The sequence below is a fragment of the Plantactinospora sp. B6F1 genome (assembly GCF_040120695.1).
In the GTDB taxonomy this organism is placed as follows: domain Bacteria; phylum Actinomycetota; class Actinomycetes; order Mycobacteriales; family Micromonosporaceae; genus Plantactinospora.
In genome coordinates this window covers 1-23,899 of sequence record NZ_JBEEAC010000011.1, presented here as the reverse complement: position 1 = coordinate 23,899, position 23,899 = coordinate 1, and the positions used below count along the sequence as shown (strand labels likewise).

Sequence of the window (23,899 nt, the reverse complement as noted above, 5' to 3'; positions counted from 1 at the left end):
CCGCCCCCATTTCTCGTCACCAACGCCGGTGCAGCAGTCCGGGTGGTTGCTGGGCCGGCAACACCACCAGGAACGGTGTGCGCACCGGACGGAATCCGGTGCCGGTGGCCACCGCCTGCCGGCCGCCCAGCCGGTCCTTCGGCAGCACCAGCAACTGGGCCGTGAAACTGCCGTCGGCCGCCGGCCGCACCGGCGGGGCGGCGGCGGTGATCCCAAGGTCCCAGGAGAGCCGCAGCGGCCGGCCGGGCGGAAAGTCCACGCCCCGGATCGAGGCGACGAACCCGGGCGGCCCGATCGGCGGCACCGCCACGATCCGTGGCGCGAGCACCCGCAGCGGCCCGCGCGCGGTGTCGTTGTCCGGGTCGGCGTTGCCGCCGGTGGTGCTGACGGTGCCCTGGACGGTCGTGCGCAGCGCCGTGCCCGGGGCGAGCGTTCCGGTGACGGTGGCGGCAGCGCCCGGGGCGAGGTCCGGCACCGGGCAGCCGTCGGTCGGGCAGCTGGCCAGGGCGCCGCCGACCGGTACCCCGCCGGGCAGTCCGGGCCGGACCCGCAGACCGGTCGCGGTTGTCCCGCCCGCGTTGCGCACCGTGTACCTGACGGTGACGGTGCCGCCGACGTACCCCGGCTGCGGGTCGAGGGAGAGGGTCAACGCCGGGTCGGCCGGGCTGCCCGGCGGCGCGGGAACGATCCGTACCGTGGTCGCCGCGCGGTTGTCCGACGGATCCGTGTCGATCGGGTCGGCCTCGACCGACCAGTTCAGTGCGAAGTCACCCGGGGCGGTGCCCACCAGGTCGACCCCGATCTCGACGGTGCGCCCCACGCCGAGGCGGCCCAGCGCGCAGCTCAGGGTGGCGAGTACGCACTCGCCGACCGGGGTGTCGAGGCCGGTCACGGAGAGCCCGGGCGGAACGTCGAGGCTGCCCCGGACGTCGTCGGCGGGCGTCGGCCCCTGGTCGGTGACGGCGAGCCGCAGCGAGGTCCGGCCGCCCACCGTGGTGCCGGGCGCGGGTGCCGACACGGCGGTGGCGATGTCGAAGCGGCGCTGCCAACTCGGTTCCTTCTGCCGTCCCGGCAGGTGCCCGGTCAGCGGCCGGACGCTGCCGTCGCCGAGGTCGTAGCTCCACAGCGCCTCGGGCGAGTTGTTGTCCTCGGCCCGCCGCGCCGAGAAGGCGAGCCGCTCGCCGTCCGGCGACCAGGCGACGTCCCGCGGCTGGTGCGGACCGTCCTCGCGGTCCGGCACCGGAAGGGCGCAGGAACCGCCGCCGGGCAGCACCAGCCGGCACCGGTTGCCGTCCAGGTCGACCAGGACCAGTCCGTCGGCTTCCCGGTTGAAGACCAGCCGGGTGCCGTCCGGGGAGAAGGCGGCGCTGTCGTCGACGACCGGGCAGCCGCTGCCGCAGATCGCGGCGGTCAGGTCCGCCTGGTCGAGCCCGTCCGTGGCGTTGGCGGTCCAGATGTGGGTCGACACGTCGCCCCGGTAGGTGCCCCGGGTGAAGGCCAGCCGGGTGCCGTCGGGCGACCAGGCCGGCTGGGTGTCGTCGAGTCCGGCCAGGGCGTCCGGGACCGGCAGGTCCAGCAGCCGCCGCCCGGTGTCGACGTCGACCACCTCGATCCGGGAAGGTGTGCGCGGCGCCTCGGGCCCGTCACCGGGCGAGCTGCGGACCAGCGCGAGCCGGGTGCCGTCCGGCGACCAGGCCGGGTCCGTCTCTCGATCACCGCGCGCCCGCCCGGCGATCGGCAGCGGCCGTGGCCCGCCGCCGTCGGCGTCCACGATCCAGATCCGTTCGGTCCGGACGCCGTCGACCGTCTCGAACCGGCTGACCGCGATCCGCTGCCCGTCGGGCGAGTACGCCTGCCGCTCGAACCACGGATCGCCGTCGACCGGCTCCCAGAGTAGTCGGGAGTCGGTGGTGGCCCCGGGATCCTCGCGCAGCACCGGCACGCGCAGGTCGCGGGGATCCACCCCGTCCGGACGGATGTCCTGCAGGGTGGCGGTGGTCCGGTCCGGGGCGCTGGTCCGGGCGACCAGCAGCGATTCGGTGCCCGCGCCCGGGGCGGCATACCAGGTGGGATGGCTGACGTCGCGGTCCTCGGCGAGCCGCGGCACCACCACGCACGCGCACGGATCCTCCCGGACCAGCACCGAGTAGATCCGGTCGACGCTCCCGACCGTTTCGCCGTCCGGCAGGGTACGACTCACGAACGCCACGGTCGCCCCGTCGGCCGTCCACGCCGGCTCCCGGGCCTGCCAGCCGGGCCGCAGCATCCGGACCCGGCCGGCGCCGTCCGGCGCGGCGAGCCACACCTCGGGATGTGGCTCGGCCGGACCGACGGTGTAGGCGATGCGTCGGTGCGTCGGGTTCGGGTCCCATGCCGGTTCGGCGGCCCCGGTGGGTTCGGCGGTGACCCTGGTGATCGGCCCGCCGTCGACGGGCACCCGGTGGATCTGCGGAAGCGCGTCGCCGCCGCGCCGACCGGCGAAGGCCAGCGTGTTGCCGTCCGGTGCCCAGGTCGGCCAGGTGTTGTCGCCGGTCCCGTCGGTTACCCGTCGGCTGCCGCCGCCGTCGATGTCGACCACGTAGATGTCGTGCCCGCCGTCGTCCCGGCCGGCCGGCGAGCTGTACGCGATCCGCGCGCCGTCCGGGGAGAGCACCGGCCGGGACTCGTCGGTCGAGTTCCGGGTGACCCGGAGCACCGGGGCCGTGCCCCGGCGCAGGTACACCTCGGTGGTGCGTTCGTCGCGTCGACTTACCCAGGTCATCGCCGACCCGCGAGCCGAAACCTCGTCGTCGAAATGGTCGGGCCCGGACTCGAAGAGAGGCGCCGCAGTCGCCGCTGATCCCGTACCCCGAACGATTCCGAGGCTGCGGTGCCCGGTGCCGGCGTACGCGATCCGCTGACTCACCGCAGGGTTCGGCGCCGGGCCGGGCGCTGCCGTCGGAGCCGGCGCGGACGCGGCCCGGCCCTGGCCGACGAACCCGGCGACGGGCGGCAGCGCGCCGACGAGCAGCACGGCCAGCACGGTCAGTACGGCGGGGAATCCGATCGGACGTCGCAAGTGGACCTCATCGGGCGTGCGGTGGGATGGAGGTGACCAGCGGGCCAGCCACCACCATCGTCCGACGGTCTCCGGCCGACCGGTGCGGACCGGAAGGCAGAGTCGGGGGCAACGGTGCCGGCCCGTTCAGGCAACCGGCGTCCGGCGGCGCCGCTCGGTTGTCAGATCAAGTTGGGCGGGTTGTCAGATCAACCCGTTGCGCAGGGCGTAGGCGACGGCGTGCGCCCGGTTGCGCAGTTGCAGCCGGCTGGTGACGCCGTGCAGTACGTTCTTCACGGTCCGCTCGGAATAGGAGAGCTTGCTGGCGATCTCCCGGGTGTCGAACCCGTCCGCGACCAGCCGCAGCACGTCCACCTCGCGAGTGCTCAAGCCCAGCAGGGTGAGGCCGCGCGGTTCGAGTATCTGCCGCTGGAGTCGGCCCACCTGGGCCATGAGCCGACCGAGCAGGTCGGCGGGGAGCGCGCCCTCGCCGCGGGCGACGGCCAGGACGGTGTGGCTGAGCCGTTCCGCGCTTGCCTCGGTCCGGCGGACCACTCCCACCACGCCGTGCTCCACCGCGAGAGACAACCCGGCATCGTCGATGCTGGCCGGCACCAGCACCAGTTTGGCTCGGCAGGCCCGGTGCAGTTGGCGTAGCAGCCGGGCGGCCGACTCGTCGAGAGAGTCGATGACCACCAGCGCGACGCTCTCGGATGTCTCCCGGCCCGGCTCGACCACCAACAGGTCCGGCCGGAAACGGAGCTGAGTCTCCACCCCGAGCCGCGAGATCGGGTCCTCCGCGTGGACGCTAACCGTGACACGGTGCACTCCAGCCTCCCAGCACTGCTCGACGCCCTGTCCGGGGCGTCCGGTCCGGACGGTGCCGCCGCGCCGATGCGTACGGCGATACGGCTGAGGATGCCGGACGGGACTTCGCGGGCACCTAACGTGGACCTAACGGGCAGCGGATCTGCCCGCGCCGGTACCCCGGCGGCCGGTCCGGGCCGGTCCCGTCCCGCCTACGGTCGGGGACATGAGCATCTCGTTGGGCCTGGTGGAGACTCCGACGGTGGTCGTGCCGGGCGAAAGCGTCGACATCCCGGTGATGGTCCGGAACTCGGGTGACGTCGTCGAGGGGTACGACCTCGACGTGGTCGGCATGCCGAGCACCTGGGCGACGTTCGACCCACCGAGGGTCTCCCTCTATCCCGGCGCGAGCGAGACCGTCACGCTCACCGTTCGGCCGCCCCGGTCCTCGGAGGTCCGTGCGGGGGAGCTGCCGTACGGCGTACGGGTGGTGCCGTCCGAGACGCCGCAGACCGCCACGGTCGAGGAAGCCGTGCTGACCATCGCGCCGTTCTCCGAGGTGAGCGCGGAACTACGGCCGCAGGTGCGCCGGGCGCGGCTCGGCGCTCGCTACCATCTCGCCGGAGTCAACGGCGGCAACGTCGAAGAGACGCTGACCGTCACCGCGGTCGACGGTGCCGAAGAGCTACGCTTCGCGCCCCGGCCGAGGACGACGACCCTGGCGGCGGGCGAGCGGTACGCGGCCGTCCTCGGCGTACGGGCACGGCGGCTGCTCTGGCGGGGCACTCCAAGGCATCTGCCGTTCCGGGCAGTGCTGGGCGATGCGTCGGGCCGGGCCGTCACCCTGGACGGCACACTGGTGCAGCAGCCTGTCCTCTCCGCCTGGCTGCTCAAAATGCTGGCGGTGCTGCTGGCGTTGCTGCTGCTTCTGCTCGCCCTCTGGTTCGGGCTGCTGCGTCCGGCGGTGACGTCTGCGGCCCGGGAGGCCGTCGACGAGGGCGTGGCGCAGGTCGCGACCGAAGCGGAGGAGGCGGCGAGCGAGGCCGCCGGTGCGGCGGCGCGGGACGCGATTGAACAGGAACGGGCGGCGGCCCCTGCCGCACCGACGCCGCCACCGTCGACCGCCGGCAGTAGCGACGCCACCAGCCGGGGCGGAGAGTTCGCCACCTCGCTGGTGCTGCGGACCAACCGCGGAGGTACGGCGTCGCGCAGCTACACCGTGCCCCGCGGCCGGGTGCTCCTGATCACCGATTTCCTGGTCGACAACCCGCAGGGAGACACCGGGACCCTGACCGTCACCGCCGACGACGTCCGGGTGGTCACCTACGGGCTGGAGAACTTCCGTAACCAGGACTACCACTCGGTCACCCCGATCAGGGTTACGGCCGGGGCCCGGGTGACCCTCACCGTCGTCTGCCGGCGACCGGGCACCCCGGTCGGCGCTCCCGCGCCGAGGACCTGCCAGGAAGGGCTCTACCTCAACGGCACCCTCGCACGGTCCGCCGGGACGGGCTCCTGACGAGGCGTACCGGCCGACGCTTGCGGCGCGGCCACTCCGATCCGGCACGTCTTCGCCGATCAGGGCTTCGCCGGCCGGTTCGTCGACTGGCCCAAGAACGTCCTGAGCACCATGGTCGAGATCGTCATGTCCCCGTTGCGGCGTCCGGTCCTGGCGGCTCGGCCATTCCTATCAACCTGCTGGTGCCATCTGATCAGTTTCGGATCGACCACTGCTGGTTCTGCTGCCCGTTGCACGCCCAAAGGATGAGCTTGGTGCCGTTCGCTGCCGAGGCGCCGTTGGCGTCCAAACAGAGTCCGGACTCCGCGCTGGTGATGGTGCCGTTGGTGTTGATGTTCCACCTTTGGTTCGTGCCGCCGTGGCAGTCCCAGATGATCGCCTGGGTGCCGTTGCTGGTGCCTGCACCGCTGGCGTCGAGGCATTTGTTGCCGTACACCTGCAGTTGCCCGGCGGCGGTGTAGGTCCAGCGCTGGGGCGTGCCGCCGGTGCAGTCCCACAGCTGCGTCTGGGTGCCGTTGGTGGTGCTGCCGTTCGGTACATCGATGCAGCGGCCGGACTGACCGCCGACGATCTGGACGTTCTGTTGCGGGTTGCCGCCGGCTGCCGGCGCGTATCCGGCGGCGACGATGTTGGCCTGTACGGCGTTCTCGGTGGCCTCCGACGGGTAACCGGAGGTCAACACACCTTCGAAGAAGGTGCCGCGGCCCGAGACGCTGTTGTCGCCGCCGATACCGAGCAGGATGGCCCCTTCCTTCTTCATCGGGTGGTAGCCGTTGGGGCGCGGCCCGTCGAACATGGTCGTCAGGCCGCCCGACTGTGCATTTCCGCCCCGGATCGCCCAGTGGTTCGGCTCGCCCTTGACAATGGCCGTAACGAAACGGTGGTTGACGGGCGGGAGGTTGTTGTATCCCGCGTTCACTCCGGAGAACAGTCCCCACTCCAGGTCGGCCATGATCCAGGGGCCGTTGCCGGCCCCGTAGCCCCACTGCTTGTTGGCGCCGAAGTAGACGGTCTCCATGATGGCGGGGGAGTCGGCCTGGCCATCCGTCTGCGCGTTGCCGTAGTCGAAGCAGCACCACTCGTTGTGGTGGGTGCCATCGACGACGGCGTAGATGCCCTCGGGTTGGTCGCCGGTCGCGACGCCGTTGGTGTTGTTGTTGCGGTAGCCGGTGCCGGGCGCGATGTAGACGCCGTACGCCTTCTGACCCCCGATCGTGATCGGGGCCGCCTTCGCGTCGGCGAGGTTGTCCCATCCGCCGGGGGCGGGACCGGGCCAGTAGCCGGGGGGCGCCTGGGTGAGGCGGTTGTTCCGGCCGGACTGGTCGTAGATGACGGTGATGACGCAGCTGGTGTTGGCGCAGAACGAGTCCTGGGTTGCGGCGTCGGCGTAGGCCCCGGCGCTCAGCACGCCGACGTCGCGGGTGGTGTTGTCCGAGGAGCGTCGGACCTGGTAGAGCGGGCCGTTGTACGCGCCGTAGAGTGCCCGGGTGGTGCTGTGGGCGGCCACGCACGGTGTACCACCCGAGGCGTAGATGTCACACGGTCCCGTGCCGGCGGCGCGGGCGCGCCCCGGCGCGTCCGAGACCACGTAGGCCCCAGCGCCGACGACGAGGATCAACAGGGCCCCCGCAGCCGCCATGAGGCGGCTCGGCCTTCTCTTCACATTCATTGGATCCGTCCGGTCCGTTGGGGGTCTGGTATGGCGGTGGCGGGTCCAACTATGGTGATACGTCATACCTATGACATTAACAGTCGTCTATGTTTACGCGCTACCTGTCGCGCATGCGTCTTCGGCTCGAAGCTCGCCAGGGGCCGGTTGTGCATGAGCAAGCAATGGCAGGGCCAGTACTGGTCCGAGGGCCAGATCCAGGACGGATATGCTCGTCAGCGAAGCATGGTGCGCCCGCCCCGTGCCGGGAAAAGAATCGATTCGAGGGCGGTGTATGAACATCGGGGAGATCGCCCGCCGGGCGGGCGTGTCCCGCAGCACCGTGTCCTACGTGCTGAGCGGGAAGCGGGCCGTGTCGGAGGCGACCCGGCAGCGGATCCAGGCGGTCATCGATGAGCTGGACTACCGGCCGAACGCCAGCGCCCGCGCGTTGAAGGAGGGCCGTACCCGCACCCTCGGGTTGGTGATTCCTCCGGCGAGCCAACGGTTGACTGACATGCAGTTGGGCTTCGTCGCCAGCGTCGTCGAGGCGGCTGCTCGGCATGACCTCGATGTGCTGCTGTCGCCGTCCGGTGGCGACCATGACCGGTCGTTCGAGCGGATCGTCACCGGGCGCCGGGTGGACGGTGTGGTCCTGATGGAGATCCGACTGGAGGACGACCGGGTGACTCGGTTGTCCAGGGCCGGTCTGCCGTTCGTCACGATCGGGCGGACCGCCGAGCCGCACGGCATGAGCTGGATCGACATCGACTACGCTGGGCTGATCGCCCGGTGCGTGCACCACCTGGCCGATTTGGGGCACCGGCATGTGGCACTCGTGAACCGCTCCGCCGAGTTGGTGGCCGCGGGTTACGGCCCCAGCCATCGAGCGCTTGCTGGTTTCCGGGCGGCTGCGGCGGAGCGAGGGCTGACCGGTGTGGAGGTCTGCTGCGGTGACGACACGGCCTCCGGCGAGGCGTGCGTGGAACAGTTGCTCGCGATGCATCCGGACGTCACGGCGGTGGCGACAATCAACGAGGCCGCGCTGCCCGGGATGCAGCGTGCACTGACCGGCGCCGGACTGTCCGTGCCGGGTGACTTCTCCGTCACCGGGGTCGCCGCCCAGCACTGGGCGGAGGATTTCCGCCCGCCGTTGACCGCCGCGGATGTCCCGATGGTCGAGATGGGTGCCGAGGCGGTGTCGCTGCTGCTGGGGATCATCGCCGCGCCCGGCGCCGTGCCCCGCCACCGCCTGTACAGCCCGCCCATCTCGTTGCGCTCCAGCACCGGTCCGGTCCGGGTCCGCCGAGTCGATCCGGCTACCCACCCGTGACTCGCCGTTCCTCCTGCGCGGCCGCGAGGATGAGGTAGCTGCTGGCGGTCCAGGTGTACGCGCGATCCCTGAGCCCGGCACCGGTTTCGGCGTCGAAGTTCTCCGCGAACCCGGACTTCTCACACAGCGCGAGGAACCGTCGACTGATGTTGTCGGCCATCCGGCTCTGGCCGGCCCGCCGCAGGCCGTCCTCGACCAGGACGGTGGAGGGCGCCCAGATCGGACCACGCCAGTAGCCGTCGGCAACGTAGTGGGCCGAGTCCGTCGGCTCGGTGGCCAGTCCATGCGTGGTCAGGTGGGTTTCGACGCCCCGAGCCAGTGCGGCGGCGACCGGGGCGGGCAGGTCGGCCCCGAGTGCGACCGGCATCAGATCGAGCAGGCTGCGGCTGACCCTCCGCCGCCCGGTGTGGGGGTTGCGGGCGGTGAAGCGTTCGCCGTCCCACAGGTCCCGCAGCATGGCGCCATTGATCCGGTCGGCCTCCCGAGACCACTGGTCGGCGGGCTCACCCAGCTCGGTGGCGAGGTCCGCGAGGCAGCGAAGCTGCGAGACCAGGAACGCGGCGAGGTCGGCCGTCTGGAGGACCCGGTCGACGTCGAAGGTGGTCGCGTTGTCCCAGCCGCTGTCGTTGCCGTGCTGGTAGTGGGGCAGGTTGTGGCCGGGGCTTCGGCGCGCGTCGAGCCAGAACCGGGTCCAGCGGGCAAGCCGGTCGTACGTCTGCGCCAGCGCCGCCCGGTCTGGTGTCTGGGGAAGGCGTTGGCGCAGGTGTCGTAGGGCCCAGCCGTGGATGGGGGGCTTGACGTAGTTGTGTAGGACCTCGGAGTGAGTGATCGAGTCGGGTAGGGCGCCGGCCTCGTCCTGGTGGTCGAAGGGCAGCTGGAACTGGTGCCAGGCCAGCTCCGGTTCGCCGGCGGCCAGGGCGATCGCGTTGAAGCAGTGGTCCCAGCTCCACACCTTGTCCATCCAGTGCTTGGACATCAGCACGGCCGGGCGGGTGACGAAGCCCGCCGGAGCGACGGTGGCAGACCACAGTACGTACGCGGCCAGCTCGGCGGCCGGGGTGTCCGCGCCGCGCCATGGTGCGATCGCGTCGACGAACGCGGTGAACTCCGCGCTCCGGTGGCGGCACAGCTGGTCGAAGGTGACGGAGCCGGCGTACGGGCGGCGCGCGGTGGTGAACTCTTCGATCGCGATTTCCCATGGCTGGTCGCCGCCGAGTTCCACGGCCCGGTCAACGGTGCCCAGGGCCTCCACGCCGTCGGTCCGCTGGAGAGGACCGGTGAGCACCGTGATGCGGTAGCGGCGACCGGTCTCGTACGAGGTGAACACGTGTGACCCGTCGACCGGGTCGAGGTACAGGTAGGTGCCGCTGAACGGGGTGAGGGTGCTCGCGACCGCGGCTACCCGCAGGCCGAGCCGTCGGCCCCGGATCCGCAGGGTGTCCGTCCCGTCGTAGACGGCTTCGATCCGGTCTACTCCGTTGCGCCAGGTCAGCAGCGCGGGCGTGGCGACGACCGTGGTGCCGGCGACCGCGGGTGTGAGGCGCAGTACGGGGTGCATCCCGGTCTGGTGGGAGACCAGGTGCAGGTCGTCGGCGTACGTCTTCTCGGCTACCACCGGGGAGATGTTGAACCAGGATCCGCGGTAGCTGAAGGGGATGTCCTGGATGGGGAACTCGGGACCGGACGGGGCGACGGTCATGGGTGGCGGGTGCCTTTCTGTGGTGCGGGTGGTCAGTCCTTGACGGCGCCGGCGGTCACGCCCGTCGAGACGTAACGCTGGGCCAGGACCAGCAGCACTGCGGCGGGGATGGAGGCGACGACGGCGGTGGCCATGATGGCGTTCCACTGCTGGTTGTTGTTGCCGATGTAGTGGTAGATGCCGAGGGTTATCGGCTGGTGGTCGCCACCGCTGACGAGGGTCGAGGCGAAGATGAAGTCCGACCAGGACCACAGGAACGCGAAGAGTGACACCGAAATGATCGAGTTGCGGCTGACCGGCAGCACGACCGACCAGAAAGTGCGCAGCCGACCAGCGCCGTCGACCAGGGCGGCCTGGAGCAACTCGTCGGGGATTCCGGACATGAAGGCCGTGAAGATCAACACGCCGAACGGCACTGCCAGGGTCGAATCCGCCAGTATCAGGCCGGGCAGCGTGTTCAGGACGCCGAGATTGAGATAGATGGCGTAGAAGCCCATCGCCATGATGACTCCCGGGATCATCTGCGCGATCAGCAGTACGAAGCTCAGCGCCGGGCCGCCGGGCGGCCGGAGCTTTGCCAGCGCGTATCCGGCGGGGGCGGCCAGCGCCACGGTCAGCGCCACCGTGCCGAGGCCGACCAGGAGGCTGGTGCCGAGATAGGGCAGTTGTTGATCGAGCACCGCCCGGTAGCCGTCCAACGTGCCGTTGGTCGGGATCAGGTGTGGAGGGCTGGCCCGCATGTCCTGGTCCCGGGTGAACGACACGTTGATCATCCAGTAGACCGGGAAGAGCATCAGCCCGGTAAGCACCAGGCCGACGCCGGTCTTCCACCAGGTCCGAGGTGTTGAGGTGGTCATCGTAGGTGCTGCCGCCGCTCGATCCGGAGGTAGCCGAGCCCGGCGATCAGGGCCATCACGATGAGGAGGTTGCCGACGGCCGCACCCGGTCCGAACTCGGGCAGCAGATTGCCGAAGCCGAGTCGGTACGACCAGGTGGCGAGGGTGGCCGAGGAGCCGGTCGGGCCACCCCTGGTCATGATCCAGATGATGTCGAAGACCTTCAGCGTGTAGATCAACCCCAGCAGCAGCGTGATCGCGGAGACGGGGCGCAGCAACGGAAAGGTGATCGACCAGAACCGTTGCCATCCCGTCGCGCCGTCGAGTGCGGACGCCTCGTACATCTCGGCCGGGATCGCCTGTAGGCCGCTGTAGAGCACCACCAGGTTGAATGGAATGCCAATCCAGACGTTGGCCATGATCACCGAGGTGAGCGACCAGTCCGGCGAGGTGAGCCAGTTGACCGGGTCGATGCCGACGACGGCGAGCGCCGCGTTGACCAGCCCTGAGTCGCTGTTGAGCAGCCACGACCAGGTCGACGCCGAGACGATCAGTGGCAGCAGCCACGGAACGAGCATCAACGCCCGCAGCGTGCGCGACAGCGGGAAGTGCTGGTAGAAGAAGAGCGCCAGGGCCATCCCGACGGTGAACTGGAAGGCGAGCGACACGGTGGTGAAGACCAGGGTGTGCGCCAACGTCGGCCCGAAGGCCGGGTCGGTCAGGACCGTCCGGTAGTTGTCGAGGCCGGCGAAGGGCGCGCCGCCCTGCACGAAGGAGCGGACGGTGTACTCGCGCAGGCTCAACTCGAGGTTGCGGTATAGCGGGTAGGCGTAGAACGCCGTCAGGTAGACGGTCACGGGTGCCAGGAAGCCCCACGCCAGCCCTCGGTTGGGCCGGCGGACGCGGGACCGGGAAGGTCCGGGTGGGGCGGTCGTCGCCGCCCCACCCTGGTCTCGTGCGGCGGTGGAGCTGTGTGTCGTGGGGAGCATTCGGTTCGGCGCGCTTACCTGGTCGTGGCCGCGGCCTGCGCGGCGGTCAGCGCCTCGCGCGGCGACTTCCCGCCGCTGAGGGCCGCCTGCACCGCGGTCCACAGGGATTCGGAAATCCTGGGGTACTTCGTGCCGAGGTTGTCCCCGGTGCGGCCCTTGGCCGCCCGGACCGCCTCCACCCAAACCTTGAGCTTGGGGTCCGCAGCCGCCTGTCGCTCCTGGACGGCGGCGACGGGTGCGACGTAGGAGAGCGTGGTGTCGGTGGTGAGGAGGTTGTCGGCGCTGGTCAGGCAGACGACGAGTTTCCGCGAGGTCTCGTACCGGCCGGTGTTCTTCTGTACCGGGATGGAGACGAACTCACCGCCGGTGGGCGCCGGCGCCGGGCCGCCCGCGCTGGCCGGGATCGCGATGATGCCGTACGAGAAGTCGAGTTTCTCCGCGTTAGCCAGCTGCCAGGTGCCGTTCTCGGCGAACGCGTAGTCACCGGTGGCGAACTCCTGCCAGCTCGTGGTCTGAGTGTTGTTGATGACGGAGTTCGGGGCGTGGCCCTGCTTGAGCCACTCCGTCCAGAGCGTCAGCGCGGACACCGCCTGCGGCGAGTCCAAACTGGTCAGTTGGGCTCCCGATCCCCAGAACCAGGGCAGGAACTGGAAGCTGCCCTCCTCGGTGCCGATCGCGGCGAAGGTGATGCCCTTTTTCCCCTCGGCCTTGACCTTGGTCAGCGCTTCGGTCAGTGACGTCCAGTCCTTGACCGTGGCCGGATCGACGCCGGCGGCGGTGAGCAGATCCTTGTTGTAGTAGAGGGCGAGGGTGTTCGCCCCGATCGGCACGCCGTACGTCTTGCCGTCGCTCTGGCCGGCGCCGAGCAGGTTCGGCTCCATGGCCGAGACGTCCAGCTTGTTGTCGTCGGTGGTGGTGAGCGCGCCGGCCTCGGCCAGTGTGGAGATGACCGGGTTGTCCACGATCAGCACGTCCGGGGAATTGCCCTGCTGGGCGGCGAGCAGCGCCTTGTTGGTGAGGTCGGTGGTGTCGTGGCCGGTCCGCTCGACCGTCACCCCCGCGGAGGTGCCGCACTTCTTGAGCAGCGCGACCCATTCAGAGTCGTCGGCGAACTGCGGATACGGATCCCAGACGAGGTGGGCGCCACCGTCGGTGGGGCCGTCGGCGGGCGACGAGCAGGCGCCGCTTGCCGCTGCGGCGAGCGCTATCACGGCGACGGCGGCCAGGCGCCGCCGACGACTGAATCCTGTCATCTGTGTCCTCACTCCAAGTCGATCGTCAGGTGGGATCCGCGGATTGACCGTCGCGGGCCGGACCACAGCCCGCCCACTTGACGAATCGGTTCGAGGAATCGGTTCGCCCGAAGATAGGTCTGGCCATGCCCAGCGGTCAAGAGATGGGCGGCCGGCGACGAGAATTTTGCTGGCAACCAAGTTCTTCGTCCGGTCGCCTCTTCATTGACATGGTTCAGTTTCTGGTCCTACGATCCGTGCGAACCGATTCGCAAGTGCAGCCCTCCGGAGCGCGTCCCTCACGCCCCACCAAGGAGCCGCCCGTGAAAACCCCGTCTCGCGGCAGGTCAGGACGAGCCCAGGCGTCTGTCGCCCGTGTCGTGGTCGGCCTACTCGCCGCCGCCGCCCCAACCGTCGCCGCGTCTCCGGCCCACGCGGCCGACGAGTCGATCAGTGTCAACTTCTCCACGACCAGCGGTACGCCGACCTACCGCGCGTCCGGCTGGATCTACGGCATGACCGAGAACGCCAGCGGTCCGGCCGACCACTTCTACCGAGACGTCAAGTTCCAGTACATGCGGGCCGGCGGCGCGCAGCTGCCCGGGAGTGGCTGGGTCGGCGGAACCTACGACCGTCGCTGGAACTCCACCCTCGCCCAGGCGCGTCGGACCATCGCCCTCGGCGGAGAGTTCATCATCCTGCCGCATGACCTGTGGGGTGCGGACGGCGCGGGGATCTCCCGCTTCCCCGGCGACAACGGCGACTGGACCGACTATGACAACTTCCTGACCCGCCTCGTCAACGACGTCCGGGCGTCCGGGCTGTCCGTGCAGTGGGACATCTGGAACGAGCCCAACATCACCCTGTTCTGGAACCGTCCGATCTCGCAGTACTTCGAACTGTGGCGCCGCACCCACCAGCGCATCAGGGCGGAGTTCCCCCACCAGCTCATCGTCGGGCCGAGCTGCGCCTGCGTACCGTCGACCACGCACACCTTCTGGAACCAGTACCTGGACTTCGTCCGCTCGACCAACACGGTGCCGGACATCTTCAGCTGGCACTCGCTGCCGGGCGATCCGGTCGCCAACGTCGCCGCCGCCAACGCCACCCTCGACCCGCGGGGTATAGCCCACCCGCGCCCGTACCAGATCAACGAGTACGGTGCGCCCGACGAGCAGAACCCGGCCGACGGTGCCTGGTACATCGCGCGTCTGGAACGGGCCCGCGCGGACGGCCTCAGGGCGAACTGGGCCGGCGGCGGCAACCTGCACAACGACCTCGGCAACCTGCTGGTCCGCAACTCGGCCGGCCAGCACCAGCCCAAGGGCGAGTGGTGGGCCTACCACTACTACGCCTCCCAGACCGGGGAGGTCGTCGCGGTGACCGCCAGCCCGTCCTACGACGCGCACGCCACAAAGGCGACCGGCGTGGCGAAGGTCCTGGTCGGTGGCGGTCGTACCACCGGGAACCTGACCGTCAACCTGCAGCGCCTGGACACGACCAACGGCATCGTGCAGAACAGCCAGGTGCGGGTCCTCACCCAACGCATCCCACACAACGGCGGCGGCGCGGTGCAGGGGCCGATCACGATCTCGAACACCGTGGTCGGCGTCTCCAACAACAACGCCACCGTGACCCTGCCGTACACCAACCAGACCGACACCTACACCGTCACCCTGCTGCCACCCTCGGACGGTGGCTTCCAGTCGGTGGCGGTGGCCCAGCACTCCCGGCAGTGCCTGGACAACGCCGGCCTGAGCACTGCCGACGGCAACGTCCAACAGCAGAACTACTGCGACGGTGGTGCGCAGCAGCTCTGGAACTTCCGCCCGGTCGCCGGCGTGACCGGCACCTACACGGTGGTCAACCAGCAGAGCGGCAAGTGCCTCGACGTCAGCGGCGTGTCGACCGCGGACGGCGCGGCCGTGCACCAGTGGACCTGCCTGAACGGCCTCAACCAGCAGTTCACGCTCCGCAGAGTGACCTACCCGGGCAACGACTCGCACGACTATCAACTCGTCGCCCGACACAGCGGCAAGTGCGTCGATGTCAGCAGGGTCTCCACGGCGGCACGGGCGCCGATCCACCAGTGGACCTGCAACCCGGCCGGCCAGGGCAGCCCGTTGAACCAGACGTGGCGAATCCTGGGGCGGTAGGCGTCCCGAGAGTCGAGGCGCCGGCCCGTCTGCCCCGACGGCCAGGGCCGATCTCCCACCGACGATCTATTGATACCAGTTGCGATCACACGACCGCCGTGAATCGATTCGCCTTCGCCACCATCGCCCACGGCGCGTCGACAAGCCCCGCGCTTCCACGAGTCCGAGGAGCTACCTCGTGCGAACTCCGTCCCGAAGTGGGCCAGGAAAGGCCCGCGATCTCATTCCGAGACGCCGTCGCGTCCGACTGACCCTCCTGGCCGGCGTCCTGACTGGCGTTCTCGTCGGCGCCACCCCCGGTACCCCGCCTCTCGCCGGCGAGGCCACCGCCGCCGCACCGTCGTCGTCGGCTGCCATCGAGCCGGGGCAGAGCGCCCCGATCGTCGGCACCCCGTCCGGTCGCTGTCTCGATGTACCCAACTCCAGCACCGTCGACGGCACCCAGACACAACTGTGGGACTGCCAGGGAAGCGCCGGCCAGACCTGGACCTGGACCTCGAGCAAGCAGCTCACGGTATACGGCAACAAGTGCCTGGACGCCTCCGGCCAGGGCACCGCCAACGGAACACCGGTGATCATCTGGAACTGCAACGGCCAGACCAACCAGCAGTGGAACGTCAACACGAACGGCACCATCACCGGGATGCACTCCGGGCTGTGTCTCGACGCCAGCGGCTACGGCACCGCGAACGGCACCAAGATCCACCTGTGGGCGTGCCACGGTGGCGCGAACCAGCAGTGGAGCTCGCCGACCACCGAGCCGCCGACCGGTACCCGCCCGTGCGACATCTACGCCTCCGGCGGCACTCCCTGCATAGCAGCGCACAGCACGACGCGGGCACTCTACGCGGCGTACGCCGGCAACCTTTACCAGGTCCGGCGCTCCTCGGACAACACGACCCGCGACATCGGGCTTTCCAGCGCGGGCGGCACCGCCAACGCGGCGACGCAGGACTCCTTCTGCGCGGGCACGACCTGCGTGATCACCGTCGTCTTCGACCAGTCCGGGCGTGGAAACGACCTCTGGTACCAGGGGTCGAGCGTGGTTCCGGGCTCCCCGCAGAGCAGGCCCGCGATCGCGACGTCGGAGTCGCTGACCGTGGGAGGCGCGAAAGCGTACTCGCTCTACATCAATCCTGGTAACAGTTACTGGCGGGACGGGCACCTCACCGGAGTACCGACCGGTGCCGCTCCCGAGGGCATGTACATGGTCACCAGCGGCACTCACGTCAACAACGGCTGCTGCTTCGACTACGGCAACAGCGAGACGACCAGGAAGGCCGACGCCGCCGGGGCGATGGACGCCATCAACTTCAGCACACAGTGCTGGTTCGGCGGCTGCTCCGGCACCGGCCCCTGGGTGCAGGCAGACCTTGAGTGGGGCCTCTTCCCCGGCGGCAGCCAGACGTGGAACCCGAACCAGCGCTCCTTCACCAGCAAGTTCGTCACCGCGACCCTCAAGAACAACGGCACGACGCGCTTCGCCATCAAGGGCAGCAACGCCCAGTCCGGCAGCCTCTACACGCTGTGGGACGGCGCGCTTCCGCCGGGATACAGCCCGATGAAGAAGCAGGGCGCGATCATCCTGGGCAGTGGCGGTGACTGCTGCAAGCCCGACGGCGGTGCGAACCTGAGCGCCGGCACCTTCTACGAGGGAGCCATGGTCGCCGGCTATCCGTCCGACGCGACCGAGAACGCCGTGCAGGCCAACGTGGTGAGCGCCGGTTATCGCTGACGCCGGCAACGGCGCCTGAACGACTCGTGCGCCGGCCACCACCGTGTGGTGGCCGGCGCACACCTTCGTCGATGCCGACCTGGTTCGGACGGCCACGCTCCATGTTCATCCCCAGACTGAACCTTTTTCAACCTCCCCTTGCGGTCCGTCGGAGCGCAAGGTCGGACGCGGTGTGTGAGCGCCACGTGGTTCAGGTTGAAAAAGGTTCACTGTGCGGCCCGGTTCCCACAGCCGTCCGCGGGCGGACGGGGGCTCGTCGCGGAACCGGCCGCCAGGAGTGACAGGCCTGCGCGTCAGCCCAGGTACTTCTCCCACGGGCCGGTGACGGCCATGCGCCGGCGCGGCCGTCCGTACCGCTCGGACGTCTGGTGGCTCAACTTCCCCCTCATCGGGGGCATCCGGCATCCGGGGCCAGACCAGCGGTGGCAACCAGTCGAACGCGGCTCTCCCTCAGACCCCAACTCGTCGCCACCCACCAGACCAACCGGGATGCTCATGCAACCCTGGGACCCCGGACTGATCAGGTACGGGAGCTCCTTACATGACCGCCGGCCACCGGCGCCCGTCCGTGACCGTGCGGACGGCGGGAAGGGCGTTTTCCCGATTGCAGGCACTCCTTAGGATCTTCGGGGATCAAGGAGGATGACAACGGTGGGCGATTTCCAGCAGTTCGTGACGGATGTGACTGAACGTCTGTCCGCGATGTCCAAGGGCGAGTTGTACGTCGTCGGCGACGGTCTCGATCGGGACTCACTCTGGCTCACCTTTCTCGATGCCTTCCCCGCCGGCACCAATCTTCGGTTCCGTGAGCGGTCCGAGTACGACTGCTCGACCTGCCGCGGGTTCATCAAGAACTTCGGTAACGTCGTCGAGATCCACAACGGACAGGTCCGCTCCGTCTGGTCCGGGGTGTCTGCATCCGACCCGGTCTTCTCCGTCGTCGCCGCCGCAATGGACGAATTCGTTGGCACGCTGCCGTTGTCCACCATTTTCCGGTCCTCCGAGGCGCAGTATGGGACGAGGACGACCCGGACGCTGCGCGACGGCCAGGTCGAGGTGTGGCACCACCTGCACGGCCGGGTGGAGAGGCGGCATCGCGTCAAAGACGTCGGCGTGGCACGGAGCACCTTCGACGCCGCGGTGCAGGTGTTCCAGCGTGGCCTGGCCGAGCTGACCCAGCACGCTCTGGACACCGTCGTCGACCTCATCGACGACAACGCCCTCTACCGCGGCACGGAGCATCGTCGTGCGGTGACCGAGTTCCGGTCACTGCAGAACCGATGGACGAAGGCGGCCGACGGACAGGCCTTCATCTTCGCCAACGCCATGAACCCGGCGGCCCGGTTCCGCAACACGGTGATCGGCACCCTCGTCCGGGATCTCTCCGCGGGCGTCGACCTGGCGCAGGCGGTCCGGTCGTTCGAGACGAAGGTGGCACCGCAGAATTACCAGCGCCCCACGGCGTTGATCACCCCGGCCATGGTCAAGGCTGCCATGAAGACCATCGGCGAGTTGGGCATCGAGGAGTCGTTGCAGCGACGGTTCGCCCGGCTGTCCGACGTGTCGGTCACCAACGTGCTATGGGTCGACAACGACACGCAGTCGCGGATGAAGGACGGCATCGAAGGGCTGCTCATGCAGGCGGCCACCATGAGGTCGGCAGGTGGGCGCCTTCGTGACGCGAAGCCGGAGGAGATTCCCGTGGTCACCTTCATGAAAGACATCCTGCCCGGCGCCGCGACCATCGACCTGTGGGTCGCCAACAGCCACGAACCGCACTTCGTCAGTCTCACCACCGGCCGGCACCCGGCCGCCCCGCGGCTGTTCACCTGGGACAACGATTTCGGCTGGTCCTACAACGGCAACGTCACCGACTCCATCAAGGAAAAGGTCAAGCGGGCCGGCGGCAACGTCAGCGGCAAGCTGCGGGTGAGCCTGTCCTGGTTCAACCACGACGACCTCGACCTGCACGTGTTCGAACCCAACGGCGACCACATCTGGTACAAGGACAAACGCAACAAGCTGGACGTCGACATGAACGCGGGCGGGACGTTCTCGCGCGAGCCGGTGGAGAACGTCACCTGGACCGACAACGTCCCCGACGGGGAGTATCGGATCGAGGTGAACCAGTTCAACAAGCGGGAAAGCACCGAGGTCGGCTTCGTGATCGAGACCGAGAGCAACGGGAAGATCGAGCATTACAGCCACGAGCGTGCGGTCGGCCACAAGGAGACCGTCGAGGTGGGCCGGATGACGGTCACCGACGAGGTGATCACCGCTTTCCGGCCGGGTAAGGACATGCAGCCGGGCAGCGCAGGCAAGGACCTGTGGGGAATCACCACCGAACAGTTCGTGCCGGTGTCCACCATCATGTACTCGCCGAACTACTTCGACGACAACGAGGTCGGCAACCGCCACTACCTCTTCATCCTGAAAGGGTGCGTGAACGACCAGCCGACCCGGGGCATCTACAACGAGTTCCTCCGCAGCGACCTGCAACCCCACCGCAAGGTGTTCGAGGTTCTCGGCGATCGCACCAAGTGCGAGCCGTCCCCGGATCAGCTGTCCGGCCTCGGCTTCAGCTCCACGGTCCGCAGCTCTGTGGTCGCCAAGGTGACCATGACCGACGGCCGGCGCCACCTCATCAGTATCCAGTTCTGATTGTCAACCCAGAAAATCCGAAAGAGGCCATCATGACCATCTTCGAAAAGGCCACGCGGGAAAAATTCCGCTACCCATCGACCAAGGGACTGCTGACCACGGAACAGCTGTGGGAGCTTCCGCTGACCGCCAAGTCCGGCTTCAGCCTCGATGACGTGGCCAAGGCGGTCAACGCCGAACTCAAGGCCATCGACACCGAGTCGTTCGTGGCCACCGAGCCCAATCCGGCCAAGGCGACCTTGGAGACCAAGTTGGAGGTCGTCAAGCACGTCATCGCCATCCGCCTCGCGGAGGACCAGTCGGCGAAGGCAGCGGCAGCCAAGAAGCTGGAGAAGGAAAAGCTGCTGGCAGTCCTGGGCCGCAAGCAGGACGCGGCCCTGGAGAACCTGACCGAGGCAGAGCTGCTGGCCCGAATCAACAACCTGTAGCCCGCCGACAAGCAGCGTCTGCCAGCAGGCCCGCACATCGCCGAGAAGTACGGTCGCTGTGCAAGACCTGCGCGGCCAGGCCGGCGCCCAAGGCCACTTCTCGGCGAACTCCCATCGGTACGACAGCGAGCGCGCCCTCTCATCGGCTGCTTGTTTACCGTTGGTCGAACGTGCACATCGACGACGTGGCCGCCCTCTACGCCCGCGTACTCACCGATCCGGCCGCACACGGCTTCTACTTCGTCGAAGGAGGCGAAGCGTCGCTCGGTGAGATCGGAGCCGCGATCGCCGACCGGCTCGGGCTGGGCCCGGCTCAACCCTGGAGTCCTGACCAGGCCGCCCTGGCCTGGGGGGAAGGTTTCGCCCGATTCGCTCTCGGTTCTAACAGCCGGGTGCGAGCGACCCGTGCCCGGCAACTCGGCTGGCTTCCCGGGCAGGTCTCGATCGAGGCATGGATCCGCGACGAGATGAAGGTCAACTGACGCACGGGTGCGGCGCGCGCCCCAACGCGGCGACAGGCACTCCTCGAGCAGTGCCTGTCGCCCAGGGGCGAGGCGTCGCCACCGGGATCGATGCTGGCTGCGGTGCGCTCGGATGCGGTCGGCGAGGTGGTTCAGGGTGCGGCTGGACAGCGGGATCGTGGAGGGGTAAGACAGCGCAGGCGAGGCTCCCGGTCGGGGCATCGGAATCTTGGTCGACCTCTGTCTTACCTGGAGCCTCGCCCTCATCGATCTCCGGGCCCAACCCCCCTCCGAGCTGCAACGTCAGCTTGGAAAAGGCTCACTGATTGCTGTGGCGGGCCTTGGCGGCGGTTCTGCATGTGCGTGCGTCCGCGCGGCGGCCAGCACAGCCAGCCACCGGCCGGGAGCGGGTCGTGGCCGGACGGTGAGGCTGATAATGGCGAAGCCCGCAGCCTTCAGCAGTCCCTCCAGCTCGGTTCGTTCGTAGAGCTGGAACCAGCGGCCGCTGCTGTCCAGCCCATGGGAGCTCCCGGCGCGCACGAGAATGAACAGAAGTCCCTCGTCGCTGAGGACACGACGGAACTCGCCGACGGCCAGCGCGGCCTGCTCCGGCGCCAGGTGCAGGAGCGAGGCGCAACACCATACGCCGCGGAACGACGCCCGCCGAAACGGCACTCGGAGCATGTCTCCCTGTACCAACGGCGAGGCGGTGCATCTTCTCGCCGCGCCCAGCAACCCCTGGGACAGATCGAGACCGATGGCAGCGACGCCGTTTCGACGGAAGCGGGCGAGGTCGCGCCCCGTTCCACAGCCGGCATCCAGGACGGGCTGGTGCCGGCGGGGCAGGCAGGCCGAGAAGAGATCCTGCTCTATCCTCATGTCGGCCACGGCGAACCGCCATGCGTACGCCCGAGGGCTCGCGTCGTACCTTCGGATCGTCTGCTTGAGCAGCTCTCCGTCACCCGCGCTTTTCACCTCGGTCTGGTGACTCACGATGCGAGGTCGAGCAACTTGTGCTCCACCAGGGTGGAGGTCAGGGCGATCTTCTGTACGTCGAGGAGTTCTCCGGGTAGCTCACGGACGAAGAAGGTTCCCGTGCGCGAGATGAAATCGAGAGCGTTGCGGCCGACCTGCTCGACAGCGAAGAGCGGGCGCCCGTCTTCGCCGAGCAGCTCGACCATGTCGTCATCGCTGTCCCGCAGGCTCAAGGTGCCGGCACGGGTGTTGACCAGCCGGCGATCCAGCGTCACACCCCTCTCGTCGAACCAGAGATCGGGAAGCGGCTCGCCGAAGAGTCGTTCGTACGCGTCGGCGAACTGATCGAAGGTGGACCGCGTGGGTGGGGCCAGGTTCTCGACCGGAGGGGCAGTGCTGGGCGCGTGCTGAATGTACCGTCCGAAATTCTCCAGACAGTAGTCGATGTACTGACGGGTGAACAGGATGAATTGGTGCCAGACCTGGTCGATCCGGAGCGAGTACATCGCCCAGGCGACCGTGTGATCGGCGGCTGCGAGCACCAGGTACCGCTTCACCTCGCGGAACAGTGCCTCAGCCTCCTCGGCGCTCTCGACGACGTGGTCCCTGGTCAGCTTCTCGATGAGGAAGGGAGCCTGGAAGGCGAGAGCATCGCGCCAAACCTCCGCCGCTACGGGTTCCGTCGTCGTGGTCATTGGGCCCGCGCCAGGCAGTTGGACGTGCATGGCATACACCCCGTCCCGTCGCAGTAGATCTCGCAGGTGCAGACGTCTCGGACGTGGGAACGGACCATCATCCGAAGTTCGCCGCGTCGAGCCGGCTCAAGCGCGCGGCCCGTGGTCCGCGCGGCATACGACTCAGCCCTCTCGACCACGTGATGATGGAGCTCGGCATCGCGCCGCACCCACAGCGCTATCGCGCCGAGACCGGACTTCGGCAGCTCCACCGATTCGACGATGTCACTCTGAGCAATCTCGATACTCTTCGACATGTCGGTGAGTCCGGGAAACAGTCGGACGTACCCCTCACGTGACCCTGGTCCGACATAACCCGTGAGTGTGACGGCATCTTCGCTCCCGGCCTCAAGCAGCCTGGCCACCAAAGAGTCGTTGTCTTGACGCACCCCTCCGGTGGCGCTGTTTTCGACCATTACCGATCTCCCGTCTCGTCGAGAACGCGGCCCTCTGCCAGGAGGAGGCTAAACCCTGATAAGGGGCACCTAACGTGATCCCGGCGCGTTAACGCGTTCGGGTGAATCTTCCCGCGACGACGATGTCCACTGGTTTGATCGAGTAAAGCGCGAGCCATAGTGCAGACGCCGGACGCTGGGGCTGCGAAGTGACGACTGCTGGTTGACGATGAACGCGGACGAGATGTTGGCGGCACAGGGCAGGAGCTGACGTGAAGATCATCAGGCGGGTCGTTGTGTTCGACGCCGGCGATATCGAGGCCGAAAGCAGGTTTTGGGCCGGCATTTTGGGCGGCGTAGTGCACCGCGACGCAGACTGGCACAGCATCGTGGTCGACGGCGACTGGGTCATGGGCGTGCAACGTGCCCCAAACCATGTGGCACCGGACTGGCCTACCGGCTCCCAGCAGCAGCAGGTGCACCTCGATCTGCACGTGGACGACGTGGAGGCGGCCGGTCGGCTGGCGGTCGAGCTCGGCGGACGCCAACTCCAGGCTGCTAGGAGACCTGCTGACAATCCCGATGGCGATGAGATGTTTGCCGTTTATGCCAGTCCAGCGGGCCACCCGTTCTGCTTCGGGATCCATTGACCCACTGCACCCTGGGGGTCTGCGTGGGGCCGGCAGAGTCAGTCACACTGTCATCGGCAGATCCGGTAGTTGGCGACGGCGACCGATGAGCATGTTCGTAACGGAAAGTGGCAGTTGAAAGTCTGGCTGGCGCCCGCCAATCCGGGTCCATCGAACCCTGTTCTCCGTCGGAGATTCTGACCCGACCACACCGCGCCGAAGGATCGGCTCGTCCATCTCCGCGTACTGGACGGGACGGCCGAACTCCATCGGGATCTGCGCTGGTGGCGGGCCGTGGCCGCAGATACGTTCGGCGATGTGGTTCAGGGTCCGGCTGGACGACGGGATCGTGGCGGGGGGTAGGACAGCATGGCGAGGCTCCCGGTCGGGGCATCGGGTTTTGGTCGATCTGCTGTCCTACCTGGAGGTTCGCTCTCATCGATCAGCACCCCCTGCCGACCCGCGGCTGACCTGCGAGATCAGGTTGGAAAAGGCTCACTAAAGGATGTCTCGTAACTCGGTGAAGGCGTTGCCTGGCAACGGTGCTGGTGTCACCCCGCCAGGATGATGTTGTGAAGGTGGGCGATCCCGGAAGCGGTGTCGGTCAATGTGCGGGCGGCGCGGC

General features: G+C 68.6%; 18 protein-coding genes and 1 pseudogene. 8 read left to right on the top strand and 11 right to left on the bottom strand.

Annotation, left to right across the window (positions count from 1 at the left end; all coding sequences use genetic code 11):
• Window positions 1-16: 16 nt before the first annotated feature.
• Complete coding sequence (locus tag ABNF97_RS16300; protein ID WP_349339018.1) at window positions 17-3,058, bottom strand: hypothetical protein; 3,042 nt, start codon at window positions 3,056-3,058, stop codon at window positions 17-19.
• A 183-nt stretch (window positions 3,059-3,241) separates the two neighbouring features.
• Entirely contained in the window at window positions 3,242-3,865 is a 624-nt protein-coding gene (locus tag ABNF97_RS16295; RefSeq protein ID WP_349339017.1) for a helix-turn-helix transcriptional regulator, read from the bottom strand.
• A gap of 205 nt (window positions 3,866-4,070) precedes the next feature.
• Between ABNF97_RS16295 and ABNF97_RS16290 the strand changes: the two genes are divergently transcribed.
• Window positions 4,071-5,363 carry a hydrolytic protein gene (locus ABNF97_RS16290; RefSeq protein ID WP_130463702.1) on the top strand — a complete coding sequence of 431 codons (1,293 nt, stop codon included), beginning with the start codon at window positions 4,071-4,073 and terminating at the stop codon, window positions 5,361-5,363.
• Between the two features lie 193 nt (window positions 5,364-5,556).
• Here the strand turns inward: ABNF97_RS16290 and ABNF97_RS16285 are convergent, their stop codons facing one another.
• The gene (locus ABNF97_RS16285; RefSeq protein WP_349339016.1) at window positions 5,557-7,032 is read right to left on the bottom strand and encodes an arabinofuranosidase catalytic domain-containing protein; all 1,476 of its coding nucleotides are present in this window, start codon (window positions 7,030-7,032) and stop codon (window positions 5,557-5,559) included.
• Window positions 7,033-7,306: 274 nt separating this feature from the next.
• On the opposite strand from ABNF97_RS16285, the gene ABNF97_RS16280 reads away from it, so the two are divergent.
• Entirely contained in the window at window positions 7,307-8,344 is a 1,038-nt protein-coding gene (locus tag ABNF97_RS16280; RefSeq protein WP_130463700.1) for a substrate-binding domain-containing protein, read from the top strand.
• Here the strand turns inward: ABNF97_RS16280 and ABNF97_RS16275 are convergent.
• From ABNF97_RS16275 to ABNF97_RS16260, 4 genes are all read right to left on the bottom strand, one after another.
• Window positions 8,331-10,043, bottom strand: a complete 1,713-nt coding sequence (locus ABNF97_RS16275) for an amylo-alpha-1,6-glucosidase (protein ID WP_349339015.1) — start codon at window positions 10,041-10,043, stop codon at window positions 8,331-8,333. The genes ABNF97_RS16280 and ABNF97_RS16275 overlap by 14 nt on opposite strands.
• A 32-nt stretch (window positions 10,044-10,075) precedes the next feature.
• On the bottom strand, window positions 10,076-10,900 hold the full coding sequence (locus tag ABNF97_RS16270) for an ABC transporter permease subunit (protein ID WP_130463698.1): 825 nt from the start codon (window positions 10,898-10,900) through the stop codon (window positions 10,076-10,078).
• Complete coding sequence (locus ABNF97_RS16265; RefSeq protein ID WP_349339014.1) at window positions 10,897-11,736, bottom strand: carbohydrate ABC transporter permease; 840 nt, start codon at window positions 11,734-11,736, stop codon at window positions 10,897-10,899. The genes ABNF97_RS16270 and ABNF97_RS16265 overlap by 4 nt, the downstream gene beginning before the upstream one ends.
• A 146-nt stretch (window positions 11,737-11,882) precedes the next feature.
• Complete coding sequence (locus ABNF97_RS16260) at window positions 11,883-13,121, bottom strand: sugar ABC transporter substrate-binding protein (protein WP_349339013.1); 1,239 nt, start codon at window positions 13,119-13,121, stop codon at window positions 11,883-11,885.
• A 302-nt stretch (window positions 13,122-13,423) separates the two neighbouring features.
• Between ABNF97_RS16260 and ABNF97_RS16255 the strand changes: the two genes are divergently transcribed.
• The 5 genes from ABNF97_RS16255 to ABNF97_RS16235 all read left to right on the top strand — a co-directional run bounded on the left by ABNF97_RS16255 (window position 13,424) and on the right by ABNF97_RS16235 (window position 20,562).
• On the top strand, window positions 13,424-15,256 hold the full coding sequence (locus tag ABNF97_RS16255) for an RICIN domain-containing protein (RefSeq protein WP_349339012.1): 1,833 nt from the start codon (window positions 13,424-13,426) through the stop codon (window positions 15,254-15,256).
• Between the two features lie 178 nt (window positions 15,257-15,434).
• Complete coding sequence (locus ABNF97_RS16250; RefSeq protein WP_207230572.1) at window positions 15,435-16,991, top strand: arabinofuranosidase catalytic domain-containing protein; 1,557 nt, start codon at window positions 15,435-15,437, stop codon at window positions 16,989-16,991.
• A 651-nt stretch (window positions 16,992-17,642) separates the two neighbouring features.
• Entirely contained in the window at window positions 17,643-19,652 is a 2,010-nt protein-coding gene (locus ABNF97_RS16245; protein ID WP_130463696.1) for a DUF8224 domain-containing phage-derived protein, read from the top strand.
• Between the two features lie 32 nt (window positions 19,653-19,684).
• The gene (locus ABNF97_RS16240) at window positions 19,685-20,080 is read left to right on the top strand and encodes a hypothetical protein (protein WP_130463695.1); all 396 of its coding nucleotides are present in this window, start codon (window positions 19,685-19,687) and stop codon (window positions 20,078-20,080) included.
• 170 nt (window positions 20,081-20,250) lie between these two features.
• Window positions 20,251-20,562 carry a Rossmann-fold NAD(P)-binding domain-containing protein gene (locus tag ABNF97_RS16235; protein WP_130463694.1) on the top strand — a complete coding sequence of 104 codons (312 nt, stop codon included), beginning with the start codon at window positions 20,251-20,253 and terminating at the stop codon, window positions 20,560-20,562.
• A 282-nt stretch (window positions 20,563-20,844) separates the two neighbouring features.
• On the opposite strand, the gene ABNF97_RS16230 is transcribed toward ABNF97_RS16235, so the two are convergent.
• The 3 genes from ABNF97_RS16230 to ABNF97_RS16220 are packed head-to-tail and all read right to left on the bottom strand — an operon-like array spanning window position 20,845 to window position 22,666.
• On the bottom strand, window positions 20,845-21,534 hold the full coding sequence (locus tag ABNF97_RS16230) for a class I SAM-dependent methyltransferase (RefSeq protein WP_349339011.1): 690 nt from the start codon (window positions 21,532-21,534) through the stop codon (window positions 20,845-20,847).
• Window positions 21,531-22,211 carry a UCP032817 domain-containing protein gene (locus ABNF97_RS16225; protein ID WP_130463692.1) on the bottom strand — a complete coding sequence of 227 codons (681 nt, stop codon included), beginning with the start codon at window positions 22,209-22,211 and terminating at the stop codon, window positions 21,531-21,533. Before ABNF97_RS16225 ends, ABNF97_RS16230 begins: the two co-directional genes overlap by 4 nt.
• Window positions 22,208-22,666: a hypothetical protein gene (locus ABNF97_RS16220; protein WP_130463691.1), complete on the bottom strand. Its 459-nt coding sequence runs from the start codon at window positions 22,664-22,666 to the stop codon at window positions 22,208-22,210. The genes ABNF97_RS16225 and ABNF97_RS16220 overlap by 4 nt, the downstream gene beginning before the upstream one ends.
• 251 nt (window positions 22,667-22,917) lie before the next feature.
• On the opposite strand from ABNF97_RS16220, the gene ABNF97_RS16215 reads away from it, so the two are divergent.
• A complete protein-coding gene (locus tag ABNF97_RS16215) occupies window positions 22,918-23,295 on the top strand; it encodes a VOC family protein (protein ID WP_130463690.1) in 378 nt (125 codons plus the stop codon).
• Window positions 23,296-23,525: 230 nt separating this feature from the next.
• Here ABNF97_RS16215 and ABNF97_RS16210 read toward each other — a convergent pair.
• Window positions 23,526-23,622: pseudogene (locus ABNF97_RS16210) on the bottom strand (IS5/IS1182 family transposase); the annotation flags it as partial.
• Window positions 23,623-23,899 lie beyond the last annotated feature (277 nt).